The organism is Cupriavidus sp. FW305-46 (genome assembly GCF_058787075.1).
In genome coordinates this window covers 18,105-32,523 of record NZ_JBYSZI010000025.1, presented here as the reverse complement: position 1 = coordinate 32,523, position 14,419 = coordinate 18,105, and the positions used below count along the sequence as shown (strand labels likewise).

Sequence of the window (14,419 nt, the reverse complement as noted above, 5' to 3'; positions counted from 1 at the left end):
GGATACTCGAATGGTTCTGAATCGTGCGCCAAGTGTAGCGATTGGCCGATGCCAAGCATAGCCCGCCGGCGGCGGGGGCGGGCGAAAGCCCCGTGCCGGCTGTGCTATGGCCGCAAATGTGCGGCACAAAAACGACACATTGCTACCGGCGTGTGGCAAGCGCTTGCGTGCAGCGCCTGCCGGTCCGGCTAGACCAGTCCGTCGAACAGCATCACCTCGACCGCATCGCCGGCCTTGACCGAGTCCTGTTCATGGCCGAGCACGATAAAGCAGTTGGCCTCGCTCATCGAGCGCAGCACGCCCGAGCCCTGCTGGCCGGTGATACGCACTTCCCACTGGCCGTCGCCGGCGCGCGCCAGGATGCCGCGCTGGTACTCGGTGCGGCCGGGCTTCTTGCGGATGGCTTGCGCGCTGCGCACGCGCAGCAGCGGCAGCGGTGCCACGCTGGCGCCCATCAGCCGCTGCAGCGCGGCGCGCACGAAGTGGTAGAAGGTGACCATCACCGCCACCGGGTTGCCCGGCAGCCCGAACAGCAGCGCGTCGCGGCCGTTGGAATTGATGCGGCCGAAGGCCATCGGCCGGCCCGGGCGCATCGCGATCTTCCAGAACGTGACATCGCCCAGGCGCGCCATGATCTGCTTGGTGTAATCGGCCTCGCCGACCGAGACGCCGCCGGAGGTGATGACCGCGTCGGCGGTCTCGCAGGCGGTGCGGAAGGCGGCTTCGAGCGCCTCGGGGTTGTCGCGTACCACGCCCATATCGAGAAGGTCGACGTTCATCCGGCGCAGCATGCCGTGCAGCGTATAGCGGTTGGAGTCATAGACGCAGCCGGGATCGAGCGGCTCGCCGATCGAGCGCAGCTCGTCGCCGGTGGAGAAGAACGCGACGCGCAGGCGCCGGCGCACGCGCACCTCGGCCACGCCCAGCGAGGCCAGCAGGCCCAGGTCGGCCGGCTGGAGGATGCGCCCGGCCTGCAGCGCGGCCTGGCCGCGCGCCAGGTCTTCGCCGCGCAGGCGCCGGTTGTCGCCGGTGCGCACGCAGTCGGCGGCAAAGCGGATGCGCGCGCCGTCGTCCACGGCTTCGACGAATTCCTGCGGCACCACGGTGTCGCAGCCGGCCGGCATCACCGCGCCGGTCATGATGCGCACCGCCTGCGCCGCCGTGGGCGCCAGCGCCCCGGCGCCGCCGGCGAAGGCGCTGCCGATGACTTCCAGCTCGACCGTGGCGGTCTGCGCGGCAGCCAGCGCGGCACCCTGGAAGGCATAGCCGTCCATTGCCGAGTTGTCATGCGCCGGCACGTCGATGGCCGAGACGATGTCCTCGGCCAGCACGCGGTCCAATGCGCTGCGGATCGGCAACTGCTCGACGCCGCGCACCGGCTCGACCACCTCGCCGATGATGCGGTTGGCCTGGTCCACCGGCAGGGCGGTGGGGTCGTAGTCGGAAAGGCAGGAGATGACGGATTGCAGGGTGGGCATGGTGGCTCAGCGCGTTTCGTGCGTGCGCAGTTCGTCCAGGGTGTTGATATTGGCAAAGGCCGCGGCGTCGTCGAACAGCACTTCGGCCAGGCGGTGCGAGGCGGCCCAGGTCTCGATCTTGCGGCCGCCGCCGGAAAGATAAGCCACCAGGCTGTCGAGCGCACTGACCGGCATCAGGCAGAACACAGGTTGGGTCTGGCGCCGGCCGTCTTCGTCCAGCGTGACGGGGATCGCCAGGTCCGCGCCTTCGGCCTCGATCGCCTGCGCCAGGCGTGCCACCAGGTCGGTCGGCAGGAACGGCGAATCGCAGGGCGCGGTCACCATCCACGGCGTGGCGCATTGCTCCAGGCCGGCCAGCATCCCCGCCAGTGGGCCGGCGAAGTCGGGCACGGTGTCGGTGTAGACCGGCACGCCGAAGGACTCATAGGCGGCCAGGTTGCGGTTGGCATTGATCATCAGCCCGCCCACCTGGGGGGTAAGCCGCATCATCGTGTGCATGGCCATCGGCGTGCCGTGCAGCGGCTGCAGGCCCTTGTCGGTGCCGCCCATGCGGCTGCCCCTGCCGCCTGCGAGGATCAGGCCGGTGATGTCGTCGCGTGCAATCATGGATTGTGTGTGCGGCGGGGTCAGCCGCCGATATAGGACATCTCGATCTTGCGCTCGGCACGCCTGGCGCGCACCGTCGGGTCGCTGCGCTGCTCGGAATAATTGTCGGTGCGGCCCTGCCACACCTGCGCAATCGCATTGGAGATTTCCAGGTCGCTGTAGCCGCCGCGCAGCAGCGCGCGCAGGTCGAAGCCTTCGGTGGCGAACAGGCACAGGTAGAGCCGGCCTTCGGTGGACAGCCGGATGCGGCTGCAGTCGCCGCAGAAGGCGTGGGTGACGCTGGAGATCACGCCGACCTCGCCGCTGCCGTCGCGGTAGCGCCAGCGCTCGGCGGTTTCGCCGGAGTAGTTGGCCTGCACCGGTTCGAGCGGGAATTCCGCATCGATGCGCTTGACCACCTCGGCGGACGGCAGCACTTCATCCATCTGCCAGTGGTTGCTGGCGCCCACGTCCATGAACTCGATAAAGCGCAGGATGATGCCGCTATTGCGGAAGTGGCGCGCCATCGGCACGATTTCCTGGTCATTGGTGCCGCGCTTGACCACCATGTTGACCTTGATCGGCGCCAGCCCCACGGCCTGCGCGGTCTCGATGCCGTGCAGCACGTCGGCGACGGCGAAGTCCACGTCGTTCATGCGGCGGAAGGTGGCGTCGTCGATCGCGTCCAGGCTGACGCTGACCCGCGTCAGTCCCGCGTCGCGCAGGGCGCGCGCCTTGCGCGCCAGCAGCGAGGCGTTGGTGGTGAGCGTCAGGTCCAGCGGCTTGCCCGAGACCGTCTCGATCTTCGCCAGCATCTCCACCAGGTGCTCGATATTCTTGCGCAGCAGCGGCTCGCCGCCGGTCAGGCGGATCTTCTCGACGCCGTGGGCGACGAACAGGCGCGCGGTGCGTTCGATCTCCTCGAAGCTCAGCAGCTCGGAGTGCGGCAGGAAGGTGTAGTCCTTGTCGAAGACTTCCTTCGGCATGCAGTACACGCAGCGGAAGTTGCAGCGGTCCGTCACCGAGATGCGCAGGTCATGCAGCGGCCGGCCGCGGGTGTCCGCCACCAGGCCGGTGGGGGCAGCCAGCTTGCCGGGAATGCTGGGCGTCATCGAGCGGTAGCGATGGTCGCGCAGGTCGAAAATCGGAATGACGGATTCGGTCATGGCCTGTGGGTGGGCACGGCGTCCGGGGAGCGGCCTGGCGGCGGGGCCAAATCAGGGGCGCTCGAGGACCGGATGCATTCTGCTGCCATTCTAGCCGAGGCGGGGGCGGGGCACCCGCATCCCCCGGTGATGGCGGGGATTCATCCGGGCGGCGGCCCATGAAAAAAGGGGACGGCGTGGCCGTCCCCTTCCTGCTTTGGCTGCGGTGCAGCGGCAACGCTTACTGCTGCGATGCCATCTCCACTTCGCGGCCACCGGTTTCCACCAGGATCATCGGACCGTGGGGCAGCGGCGGCAGCGCCTTGCGCTCGCGCTGCACGCGCGGGGCGGGCGCGATGCGGGCGGCGGCTTCCTGGGCCGAACGCAGCTTGTCGCTGTCGGTATGGACCCATTGCAGGCCGGCGGTGGCCAGCATCGATTCCAGGTTCTCCAGCGCTGCGGGGGTGGCCGGCGCTGCTGCAACGACCGGAGTTGCCGGGGTGAACACCTCGGCCGGTGCCGCTTCGGCCACAGGGGCGATGACCGGTGCAGCGGCAGGTGCCGGCACCACCGGAGCCGCTTCGACGGCCACGCTTGCGGTGGTCTCGACGATCGCTTCGGCGGCAACGGCTTCCGTGACGGCGGCGGCGACCGGGGCAGCTTGCTCGGGCGCGGGCTCGGCAACCGGCGCGGTCACCGGGGCTGCCTCCGCGACCGGCGCGGGCGTCACGTCTTCCGGCACGGCGATGCGGATCGCTTCGACGGCCTCGGCTGCTGCGGCCACGGCCACGGCAGCTTGCGGTGCGGGCTCGGCCGGCATGGCGGCTTCAGCGCGCACCGGGGCCACGCCTTCGGCAGCGGCGGCTTCTTCGTCGCCTTCGCCCTGGGCACCTTGCACCGACTCGTCGCGCTCGCGGCGATAGCGGTTGCGGCCACGGCGGTTGCGGCGGCGGCGCTCTTCGCCCTCAGCGGTCTCGGCGGCGCTCTCTGCACCTTCCGGCAGCTCGGCGCGGACGGCTTTCGTCTCTTCGGTCACGGCCTGCGGCAGCACGCCCAGCGCCTGGGCGGCGGCGATGGCTTCCGGCTGCGGTGCTTCACCGGCTTCGGCTTCGCGCAGTTCGCTGCGTTCGCGCTGGCGTTCACGCTGGCGCTCGCGGCGTTCCTGGTTGCGGTCGCGACGGCCTTCCTGACGGCCCTCGACGCGCTCGCCCTGGGCGCGCTCGGCTTGCACCGCCTCGCCCTGGCGTGCCAGGGCCGGGGTGGCCTGGCCTTCACCTTGCTGGCGCGGCTGGCGGCCCTGGCGTTCGCCACGGCCCTCGCGTTGCTCGGCGCGCTCGGCACCCTGGCGTTCACCACGTTCCGCGCGCTCGGCACGGTCGCCGCGCTGGCCGCGGCCCTGGCGCTCGCCACGCTCCGCTCGCTCACCACGCTCCGCGCGGTCGCCACGCTCACCACGCTGGCCACGGCCTTCGCCGCGCTGGCCGCGCTCGCGCCGGCCTTCGGCGCTGCGGGCCTCAGTGGCAACCGCCGGCTTGGCCGGTTCCACCACCGGCGGGGTTGCCGGACGGGCACCGAACAGGCCCTTCAGCCAGGCGATGAAACCGCCGCTGACCACAGGCTGGGTGGCCGGCACGGGCGGGGCGACCGGGGCTTCCGGCTTGGGTGCGCGCTCGGGGCGCGGCACCGACACCGGGGCCGGTTGTTCCGGGGTGATGCCCTTGACCGCGGCTTCCTGGCGCGGCTTGGCTTCTTCCTTGCGGCGGCTGCTGTAGCTGGTGTCGGCTTCCAGTTCCTTGGCGGCGGCCTCGGCCATGCGGTAGCTGGCGGTGCTTTCTTCCAGGCGCGGGTCGTCGTGGCGCAGGCGCTCCAGCTTGTAGTGCGGCGTTTCCAGGTGCTTGTTGGGGATCAGCAGCACATTGACCTTGAAGCGCAGCTCGATCAGGTTGATTTCCTGGCGCTTCTCGTTCAGCAGGAAGGCAGCCACTTCCACCGGCACCTGGCAGTGGATCGCGGCGGTGTTTTCCTTCATCGCCTCTTCCTGGATGATGCGCAGCACCTGCAGGGCGGACGATTCGGTATCGCGGATATGGCCGGTGCCGTTGCAGCGCGGGCAAGTGATGTGCGAGCCCTCCGACAGGGACGGGCGCAGGCGCTGGCGCGACAGCTCCATCAGGCCGAAGCGGCTGATCTTGCCCATCTGCACGCGCGCGCGGTCGTGGCGCAGCGCGTCCTTCAGGCGCGTTTCCACATCCTTCTGGGCCTTGCCCGACTCCATGTCGATGAAGTCGATCACGATCAGGCCGCCCAGGTCGCGCAGGCGCAACTGGCGGGCGATCTCGTCGGCGGCCTCGAGGTTGGTGCGCAGCGCGGTTTCCTCGATGTCGGCGCCCTTGGTGGCGCGGGCCGAGTTCACGTCCACGGAGACCAGCGCCTCGGTGTGGTCGATCACGATGGCGCCACCCGAGGGCAGCATCACCATGCGCGAGTAGGCCGACTCGATCTGGTGCTCGATCTGGAAGCGCGAGAAGAGCGGCACGTCGTCGCGGTACTTCTTCACGCGGTTCATGTTGTCAGGCATCACCACGCTCATGAAGGCGCGGGCCTGTTCGTAGATCTCGTCGGTGTCGATCAGGATCTCGCCGATATCCGGCTGGAAGTAGTCGCGGATGGCGCGGATGACCAGGCTCGATTCCAGGTAGATCAGCAGCGGGGCCTTGTTGTCGCCGGCGGCGCCGTCGATGGCCTTCCACAGTTGCAGCAGGTAGTTCAGGTCCCACTGCAGTTCCTCGGCCGAGCGGCCGATGCCGGCGGTCCGGGCGATGATGCTCATGCCTTCCGGCACGGTCAGCTGCGCCATGGTCTCGCGCAGTTCCTGGCGGTCCTCGCCCTCGATGCGGCGCGACACGCCGCCGCCGCGCGGGTTGTTGGGCATCAGCACCAGGTAGCGGCCGGCCAGCGAGATAAAGGTGGTCAGGGCCGCGCCCTTGTTGCCGCGCTCTTCCTTCTCGACCTGGACGATCAGTTCCTGGCCTTCATGCAGGGCATCCTGGATGCGCGCGTTGCGCACGTCGATGCCTTCCTTGAAGAAGGCGCGGGCTACTTCCTTGAACGGCAGGAAGCCGTGGCGTTCTTCGCCGTAGTTGACGAAGCAGGCTTCCAGCGAGGGTTCGATGCGGGTGATGACACCCTTGTAGATGTTGCCCTTGCGCTGTTCGCGCCCGGCAGTCTCGATGTCGATATCGATCAGTTTCTGACCGTCGACGATGGCGACGCGCAATTCCTCCTGTTGCGTCGCGTTGAACAGCATGCGTTTCATCGCAGTACCTCACTCCAGTGTCGCGGGTGGCACCGTCTGGGCGGTGTCCGCGGCGATCTATGGAGCACGCGAGGGAGCGAGCGAGGCGCGAGAATTGCCGGAAAGCGCCGCTGCGCGGGATAGGCGAGCGGCTGGGCGCGGGTGAAAGAGAGCGATGACGTCGGGGTAACGTCCGCGGGGCAGGAGAGAACACCGGAGGCTGCTCTTGCGCAGACATCCGGCGCGTTCCCGTGCCGGAGGCGATGCTGAACGCCGGCGCAACCGGCGCCGGCGGCATCGCGGCCGGCCGCGGAAGGCCTAGACGCGTCAAAGAGCAAATTTTTCGGACACGGCATGGTTGCCGTTGCTGCCTGACTACTCCTGGCGGGCGCACCTACTACTTCTTGGAATTCTGCGACCGGGCGCCGGTATTTCCAGTCAGGCGGCAGGCTAACCTGCCGGCCGGCACCGTTTCCCGGTGCGGGCAGGACTTCTCTCACCGAAGCGGATGCCGGCAGTGGCATCCGCCTTTAAATTCTGTTTTACCTGAACACTCAGTTCCCACGTCACCGCCTGCCTCGCCGAAGCCTCCTTTGGGCGACTTCCTGCATGCCGGCGGCACCGTGCGTGCTGCTTTTTACTGCCATTTGCCCGTCTGGCGCTTGGCGGAACGCAAAGTTGCGGGAGACGGGCGGGGTTGGCGGCAACCCCAAGTGTAGAATGCGAAAAATCCAGGAAAACTCGAAGATTAATCGCTTACACAGGTCTTGCGCTGCCGGCCACAAGCCGGGACAGCGAGGAAATTATATTGAAAATGAATGAGTTACGCCATCAAATTGAAAAGGCTGCCGAAGCTGCGCCGGCCAGCCCACAGGTGGCGTATGTCACGATTGACGAAGGCTCGGAAGGTCAGCGCATTGACAACTTCCTGCTGAAGGTGGCCAAGGGCGTGCCCAAGAGCCATATCTACCGGGTGCTGCGTTCGGGGGAAGTTCGCGTCAATAAGGGCCGGATCGATGCCACTTATCGCTTGCAGTCGGGTGATGTAGTGCGCATTCCGCCAATGCGGGTGGCGAATTCGGCGCAATCGGACAATGCCCAGCATGTGCCGGCGGGCGAGTTCCCGGTGCTGTTTGAAGATGCCCAGCTACTGGTGATCAACAAGCCGGCCGGCGTGGCCGTGCACGGCGGCTCGGGCGTGGCCTTCGGCGTGATCGAGCAATTGCGCCGGTCGCGGCCCCAGGCCAAGTTCCTGGAACTGGTGCATCGGCTCGATCGCGAGACCTCCGGCATCCTGGTGCTGGCCAAGAAGCGCTCGGCGCTGGTCCACCTGCACGAGCAGATTCGCGGCAGCGCGATGGACAAACGCTATTTCGCCTGCGTGGCCGGCGAATTCCCGAACGCGCGCCAGCACGTGAAGCTGCCGCTATATAGGTACAGCACGCCGGACGGCGAGCGCCGGGTGCGGGTGCAGGCCGACGGGCTGGCCTCGCACACCGTGTTCAACCGGGTCGAGGCCTTCCAGGGCTTCACCCTGCTGGAGGCCGAGCTGAAGACCGGCCGTACCCACCAGATCCGCGTCCACCTGGCCCACTCGGGTTTCCCGATCGTCGGCGACGAAAAATATGGCGACTTCTCGCTGAACAAGGCACTGGCGCGTTCTGGCGCGAGGCCGGGCCTCAAGCGCATGTTCCTGCACGCCCACCGGCTGGTGTTTATCCACCCGGCCACGGGCGAGCCGCTGGCGGTGGAAGCGCCGCTGCCCGACGAGTGCGTCGGATTCCTGCAACAATTGCGTGAACTGCATGCCCCGGAGTAGGGTAGTGCATCAAACGCCACAAGGACTTCCATGGCCAGGCAACAATTTGACCTGATCGTTTTCGACTGGGACGGGACGCTGATGGACTCGACCCCGACCATCGCCAAGTGCATCCAGCTTGCCAGCCGCGACCTGGGCCTGCCGGTGCCGGATGACCGCGCCGCCAGCCACGTGATCGGGCTGGGCCTGAAGGATGCGCTGTCTTACGCGGTGCCGACGCTGGACCCCGCCGACTACCCGCGCCTGGCCGAACGCTACCGCTACCACTTCCTCGCTCGCGATGCCGACCTTGTGCTGTTCGACGGCGTGCGCGAAATGCTGGAGACCCTGCGCGGCGAACACTATTTTCTTGGCGTGGCCACCGGCAAGACCCGCGTCGGCCTGCAGCGCGCGCTGGCCGCGAGCGGTCTGACCCGCCTGTTCGACGCCACGCGCTGTGCCGACGAGACCTTCTCCAAGCCGCACCCGGCCATGCTGCACGAACTGACCCGCGAACTGGGCCAGGACGTGGAGCGCACGGTGATGGTCGGCGACACCACCCATGACCTGCAGATGGCGGCCAATGCCGGCGCCAAGGGGATTGGCGTGTGCTATGGTGCACATCCCGCAGATTCGCTGCGCGCGATGGCGCCGGTGCATTGCGCGACTTCCATCCCCGACCTGACCGACTGGCTGCTGGCCCATGCCTGAGGCAGCGGCCGGCCAGGCGCCGGTGCGGCTGTGCGCCGCCGAGGACCTGGAGGAAGGCGGCCTGGGTGTGCGCTTCTCGGTGGCGCTGGACCAGCGCGAGATCGGCGCCTTCGTGGTGCGTTTCGACGGCGCCGCGCACGGCTACCTGAACCAGTGCGCCCATGTGCCGATGGAACTGGACTGGCAGGAAGGCCGGTTCTTCGATGCCTCGGGCCTATACTTGATGTGCGCCACACATGGCGCGGTTTATGCGCCGGACAGCGGCGAGTGCGTCGGCGGCCCCTGCCGCGGTGCATCGCTGGCCAAGCTGCGCATCGAGGAGCGCGACGGCCAGGTCTACTGGCTACCGGAAGCGCCATACCGGATCGCTGCGCGCATGGGCGGTGCCTGAATGACGGGCAGGGCCGGCAGTCAGGCCGGCCGTTGTATTTCCAGGCCTGGGTTTCCAGGCGTTTCCACGAGCGATTTGCATGACAGAACAACAGAAGCCGCCATCGGGTGAATCGGGTCAGCCGGACGAGCACAAGCCAGCCGGCGACGGTGCGCCGGGCGAAGGGTCGCCCCAGGCGGAGTCCGAGCGCCTGGTCACCGCACCGCGCGCCGATTACCCGCTGGAAGACGAATTGCGCGCCGGCGACGACGCGGCAAGGCGTGAAGCGCGCGAGCGCAAGGCGCGCATGGCTGGAGCCGCGGCGGGGCCCCCGGTTGGCGGCGGCGCCGGCTGGGAGCGCGATCTGCTCGAAAAAGTGCTGACCGCATCGCTGCGCGAGCAGCGCGCGGCACGGCGCTGGCGCATCTTCTTCCGCTTTGTCGGACTGGCTTTGCTGGCGCTGATCCTGGTCACGCTGTTCGACTTCAAGGGCGATGGCGCCATCAGCACCTCGGGCCGCCATACGGCCATGGTCACGCTGGAGGGCGAAATCGCCGCGGGCACGCCGGCCAGCGCGGAATCGATCAATGCCTCGTTGCAGGCGGCGTTCGCTGATGGCAATGCCGCCGGCGTGATCCTGAAGATCAATTCTCCGGGCGGCTCGCCGGTGCAGGCGGGCATCATCAACGACGAGATCCAGCGGCTGCGCACGCTTTATCCGTCCAAGCCGTTCTATGTGGTGGTGGAAGAGATCTGCGCCTCGGGCGGCTATTACGTGGCCGCGGCGGCCGACAAGATCTATGTCGACAAGGCCAGCATCGTGGGTTCGATCGGCGTGCTGATGGACGGTTTTGGCTTTACCGGGCTGATGGACAAGCTGGGGGTGGAGCGCCGGCTGTACACCTCGGGCGCCAACAAGGGCATGCTGGACCCGTTCTCGCCGCAGGTGCCCAAGCAGAAGGCCTTTGCCGAGGCCATGCTCAAGCAGATCCACCAGCAGTTCATCGACGTGGTCAAGGAAGGACGCGGCGACCGGCTCAAGGATGATCCGGAGCTGTTCTCCGGCCTGTTCTGGTCGGGCGAGCGCGCCGTGGAGCTGGGCCTGGCCGACGGGCTGGGCAGTGCCGACTATGTCGCGCGCGATGTGCTCAAGGCCGAGGACATCGTCGACTACACCGTCAAGGAGAACATTGCCGAGCGCGTGGCCAAGCGCTTTGGCGCGGCGGTGGGCTCGGCGGCGATGAAGACCATGCTGTGGAGCAACCGCATGCAGGGCATGCACTGAGCCGGGATGGCGCGGCGGCAATGGCAAAGGGGGCGTTCGCGCCCCCTTTGCCGTTTCTTACATGGCCAGCAGCGAGAAGATCGCCGGGCGCTTGTGCAGGTCGATCCGCTCGGGACGCCAGTCCGACAGCGGCAGCGTGACGATGGTCTCGCCCGGCAGGGTCAGGTCCACGGCCACGGACAGCAGCGTGGTGCCGGCGCAGTGCTGGCGCATGGCTTCCAGCAGCGCCGCATTGCGGTAGGGCGTTTCGATGAACACCTGGGTCTGGCTGGACTTGCGCGAGCGCTGCTCCAGCTCACGCAGTCGCTGCGCGCGCTCGCCGGCATCGACCGGCAGATAGCCGTTGAAGGCAAAGCTCTGGCCGTTCAGGCCCGAGCCCATCACCGCCAGCAGGATCGAGCTGGGCCCGACCAGCGGCCGCACGCGGATGCGGCGCGCATGGGCCAGCCGCACCAGGTCGGCGCCGGGGTCGGCCACCGCCGGGACGCCGGCCTCGGACAGCAGGCCACCGTCGCGGCCGGCTTCGAGCGGGGCCAGCAGAGCGGCCAGGGCGTCGGCACGCGTGTTGACGTTCAGCTCGCGGATCTCGATCTGCTGGATCGGGCGTGCCAGCGGCGTGGTCTCGCCCAGCTTCTTCAGGAAGGCGCGCGCGGTCTTGGCGTTCTCGGCGACGAGGTAATCGAGGTTGGCCGCGATCTGCTGCACGCCGGCCGGGATCACGTCGGCCAGCGGGTCGGCTTCATCGCGCTTGCCGAGGGTGTTGGGGATCAGGTAGAGAGTGCCGCTCATGGTGGGCTCGTGCGGGTCATGCGGAAAGAAGAGGGTAGCCGGCCTGGCGCAGCATGCCGGTCAGCGCGATCAGCGGCAGGCCGACCAGTGCGGTCGGGTCGTCCGACTCGACGCGTTCCAGCAGCGCGATGCCCAGGCCTTCGGACTTGGCGCTGCCGGCCACGTCGTAGGGGCGCTCCAGCCGCAGGTAGGTTTCGATTTCAGCATCGGTCAGGTCGCGCATGGTCACGCGGGTTTGCACGTCGGCCAGCTGCACGGTGCCGGTGCGTGCGTCCAGCAGGCACAGGGCCGAGTGGAAGGTTGCGGTGCGCCCGCGCATGCGGCGCAGCTGCGCCACGGCCTTCTCGTGCGTGCCGGGCTTGCCCATCTGTTCGCCGTCCAGGGTCAGCACCTGGTCCGAGCCGATCACCAGCACGCCCGGACGGCGCGCGGCAATGGCTTCGGCCTTGCGCTGCGACAGGCGCAGCGCGGTGGCTTCGGGCGCTTCGCCGGCAAGCGGGGTTTCGTCGATGTCGGGCGCGGCCACCTCGAACGGGATGCGCAGGCGCTCCAGCAGTTCGCGGCGGTAGGGCGAGCCGGAGCCAAGGATCAGGCTGGGGCGGGGGTCTGGGGACATAAGTAATGGAATCGGAACAGGAAGCGAAACAGTAAAAGGTGCGGCCCGCGCTGCAAGACCTTTGACCTCGGCACGGTTTACGTCGTACAATCGCGCGTTTAGCCGCATCCGCACCCGGGCGCAGTGCCGCCAATGTGCGCGGCCCGTAGTCCGACAGCCGTGGAATGTGGCGAACCAGTCATTGTATAGCGACCGGAGCCACGCACATGACCCAGCCGATTGACCTGCGCGCGCTTGATCTCTTCGCCTTGTGCCGGAAGGGTGAAAGCCTGGCCGGCGACGTGGCGGTGCGGGATTTGCCGCGCATCTTAGCCGAGACCGCCGCGCAAGCGCCAGCCTCGGCACCCGATGAGACGTTTGCCTATTCGGCCACTGGCTTCATGCGTGAAGAGGCGGCCGAGCCGGGCGCCGCGGTGGCGCGGCGGCTGTTTCTCGACGTGACCGTGCAGGGCCGGATATGGCTGGATTGCCAGCGCTGCCTGGCCCCATATGCCGAGCCGATCGATACGGCAACGCGTTTCGAGGTGGTGGAAAGCGAGGAAGCGGCCGACGCCGCGCCGATGGACGACGACGAAGTCGACGTGATCGCCGGCTCGAAGCATTTCTCGTTGCTGGACCTGATTGAAGATGAAGTGCTGCTGGCGTTGCCGGTGGCCCCCAAGCATGACGTCTGCCCGACGGTGCACGAAAGCCTCGTGACCGGTTCGGACGGCGAGGCGCAGCCAGAGGCTGAGCCTGAGGAAGAAAAGCGGCCTTCGCCCTTTGCGGCGCTGGCCGGCCTGAAGACCAAGCATTGATGCCGCCGGCAGGCGGTGCGCAAGGTCTTGCAGGTGAATCTGAAGCATCCGGCCGGGCCCCGGCTACGCCTTGGGCGGGATGCGTGTGTTAATATTGAAAAATTCTCGAAGGAGTCATCATGGCTGTTCAACAGAACAAGAAGTCGCCGTCCAAGCGCGGCATGCACCGTTCGCACGATCACCTGTCGGCAGCGCCGCTGGCAGTTGAGCCGACCACCGGCGAAACCCACCTGCGCCACCACGTCAGCCCGAACGGCTACTACCGTGGCCGCAAGGTCATCAAGACCAAGAACGACTGATAGCTTCGTTCGGCGTGACGTTGCGTCTCGCTCGCGCATGCCTGTAGGTCGGACACTAAAAGGTCAGAGACAAAAAAGCGGCAAGATCGTTGCCGCTTTTTTGTTGGGCGCTCGGATTTCCCGCCGGGCGTGGCGTGCGCCGCCGCGCTATCCGTACCAGGAACAATGACGATCAAAATCGCTATCGACTGCATGGGCGGCGATCACGGAGTCTCCGTGACGGTGCCTGCGGCGATCAGTTTTCTTTCCCGCCACGACGACGCCGAGATGGTGCTGGTCGGCTTGCCCGACGCCATCCGGACGCAGCTGAAGAAGCTGCACGCGCTGGACCATCCGCGCGTGACCATCGTCGAGGCCACCGAGGTCATCACCATGGATGACCCGGTCGAGGTGGCGCTGCGCAAGAAGAGGGATTCCTCGATGCGCGTCGCCGTCACGCAGGTCAAGGAGGGCCTGGCCGGTGCCTGCATCTCCGCCGGCAATACCGGCGCGCTGATGGCGGTGTCGCGCTATGTGCTCAAGACGCTCGAAGGCATCGAGCGGCCGGCCATCGCCACCACCATCCCGAACGAGCAAGGGTGGGGCACCACCGTGCTGGACCTGGGTGCCAATGCCGACTGCGAGCCCGAGCACCTGCTGCAGTTCGCGCGCATGGCCGAAGCCATGGTGGCCGTGGTCGACCACAAGGAACACCCCACGGTGGGCCTGCTGAACATCGGCGAGGAAGTCATCAAGGGCAACGAGGTGGTCAAGCGTGCGGGTGAACTGCTGCGCGCCTCGGAGCTGAACTTCTACGGCAACGTGGAAGGCAACGACATCTTCAAGGGCACTACCGACATCGTGGTCTGCGACGGCTTCGTCGGCAACGTGGCGCTCAAGAGCACCGAGGGCCTGGCCAAGATGATCGGCAGTATGATCAAGGAAGAATTCACCCGCTCGTGGTTCACCAAGCTGCTGGCCGCGGTCGCCATGCCGGTGCTGTCGCGCCTAGCCAGGCGACTCGACCCGGCGCGCTACAACGGCGCCTCGCTGCTTGGGTTGCGCGGGCTGGTGATCAAGAGCCACGGCTCGGCCGATGCCCATTCTTTTGAGTGGGCCATCAAACGCGGGTATGATGCCGCCAAGAATGGCGTGATCGCCCGCATCACCCGGGCTTTTGCCGATAAATCCAGCGCCGCAGGCGCTGCACAGCCCGCCCCGGAGACAGAGGTGCCTGGCGCGCATCCCAGCCCCCACGTCGCCTGAGCGCCA

General features: G+C 67.5%; 13 protein-coding genes. 7 read left to right on the top strand and 6 right to left on the bottom strand.

What is annotated here, in order from left to right:
• Window positions 1–188: 188 nt before the first annotated feature.
• From moeA to AC3WON_RS14285, 4 genes are all read right to left on the bottom strand, one after another.
• Window positions 189–1,478, bottom strand: coding sequence for a molybdopterin molybdotransferase MoeA (gene moeA / locus AC3WON_RS14300; RefSeq protein ID WP_492319850.1), 1,290 nt, complete (start codon window positions 1,476–1,478; stop codon window positions 189–191).
• 6 nt (window positions 1,479–1,484) lie between these two features.
• Window positions 1,485–2,084, bottom strand: coding sequence for a molybdenum cofactor guanylyltransferase MobA (gene mobA, locus AC3WON_RS14295; RefSeq protein WP_010814665.1), 600 nt, complete (start codon window positions 2,082–2,084; stop codon window positions 1,485–1,487).
• Between the two features lie 20 nt (window positions 2,085–2,104).
• Window positions 2,105–3,229 carry a GTP 3',8-cyclase MoaA gene (moaA, locus tag AC3WON_RS14290; RefSeq protein WP_010814666.1) on the bottom strand — a complete coding sequence of 375 codons (1,125 nt, stop codon included), beginning with the start codon at window positions 3,227–3,229 and terminating at the stop codon, window positions 2,105–2,107.
• Between the two features lie 220 nt (window positions 3,230–3,449).
• On the bottom strand, window positions 3,450–6,524 hold the full coding sequence (locus tag AC3WON_RS14285) for an Rne/Rng family ribonuclease (protein ID WP_492352057.1): 3,075 nt from the start codon (window positions 6,522–6,524) through the stop codon (window positions 3,450–3,452).
• Window positions 6,525–7,317: 793 nt separating this feature from the next.
• Here AC3WON_RS14285 and AC3WON_RS14280 point away from each other — a divergent pair.
• The 4 genes from AC3WON_RS14280 to AC3WON_RS14265 all read left to right on the top strand — a co-directional run bounded on the left by AC3WON_RS14280 (window position 7,318) and on the right by AC3WON_RS14265 (window position 10,667).
• Entirely contained in the window at window positions 7,318–8,322 is a 1,005-nt protein-coding gene (locus AC3WON_RS14280; RefSeq protein ID WP_492319873.1) for an RluA family pseudouridine synthase, read from the top strand.
• Window positions 8,323–8,352: 30 nt separating this feature from the next.
• Window positions 8,353–9,012, top strand: a complete 660-nt coding sequence (locus AC3WON_RS14275) for an HAD-IA family hydrolase (RefSeq protein WP_013957379.1) — start codon at window positions 8,353–8,355, stop codon at window positions 9,010–9,012.
• The gene (locus AC3WON_RS14270) at window positions 9,005–9,403 is read left to right on the top strand and encodes a Rieske (2Fe-2S) protein (protein ID WP_011615727.1); all 399 of its coding nucleotides are present in this window, start codon (window positions 9,005–9,007) and stop codon (window positions 9,401–9,403) included. The genes AC3WON_RS14275 and AC3WON_RS14270 overlap by 8 nt, the downstream gene beginning before the upstream one ends.
• 79 nt (window positions 9,404–9,482) lie before the next feature.
• The gene (locus AC3WON_RS14265) at window positions 9,483–10,667 is read left to right on the top strand and encodes a S49 family peptidase (RefSeq protein ID WP_492319855.1); all 1,185 of its coding nucleotides are present in this window, start codon (window positions 9,483–9,485) and stop codon (window positions 10,665–10,667) included.
• Between the two features lie 57 nt (window positions 10,668–10,724).
• Here AC3WON_RS14265 and AC3WON_RS14260 read toward each other — a convergent pair whose 3' ends face one another.
• Together AC3WON_RS14260 and AC3WON_RS14255 are read right to left on the bottom strand one after the other, a co-directional pair.
• On the bottom strand, window positions 10,725–11,456 hold the full coding sequence (locus AC3WON_RS14260; RefSeq protein WP_492319856.1) for an SAM-dependent methyltransferase: 732 nt from the start codon (window positions 11,454–11,456) through the stop codon (window positions 10,725–10,727).
• Between the two features lie 16 nt (window positions 11,457–11,472).
• Window positions 11,473–12,072, bottom strand: a complete 600-nt coding sequence (locus AC3WON_RS14255; RefSeq protein WP_492352056.1) for a Maf-like protein — start codon at window positions 12,070–12,072, stop codon at window positions 11,473–11,475.
• 206 nt (window positions 12,073–12,278) lie between these two features.
• Here AC3WON_RS14255 and AC3WON_RS14250 point away from each other — a divergent pair, with 206 nt between their 5' ends.
• The 3 genes from AC3WON_RS14250 (at window position 12,279) to plsX (ending at window position 14,413) form a co-directional block, all read left to right on the top strand.
• Entirely contained in the window at window positions 12,279–12,869 is a 591-nt protein-coding gene (locus tag AC3WON_RS14250) for a DUF177 domain-containing protein (RefSeq protein WP_492319858.1), read from the top strand.
• Window positions 12,870–12,988: 119 nt separating this feature from the next.
• Window positions 12,989–13,168 carry a 50S ribosomal protein L32 gene (gene rpmF, locus AC3WON_RS14245; RefSeq protein ID WP_010814675.1) on the top strand — a complete coding sequence of 60 codons (180 nt, stop codon included), beginning with the start codon at window positions 12,989–12,991 and terminating at the stop codon, window positions 13,166–13,168.
• Window positions 13,169–13,333: 165 nt separating this feature from the next.
• Window positions 13,334–14,413: a phosphate acyltransferase PlsX gene (plsX, locus tag AC3WON_RS14240; protein WP_010814676.1), complete on the top strand. Its 1,080-nt coding sequence runs from the start codon at window positions 13,334–13,336 to the stop codon at window positions 14,411–14,413.
• Window positions 14,414–14,419: the final 6 nt, after the last annotated feature.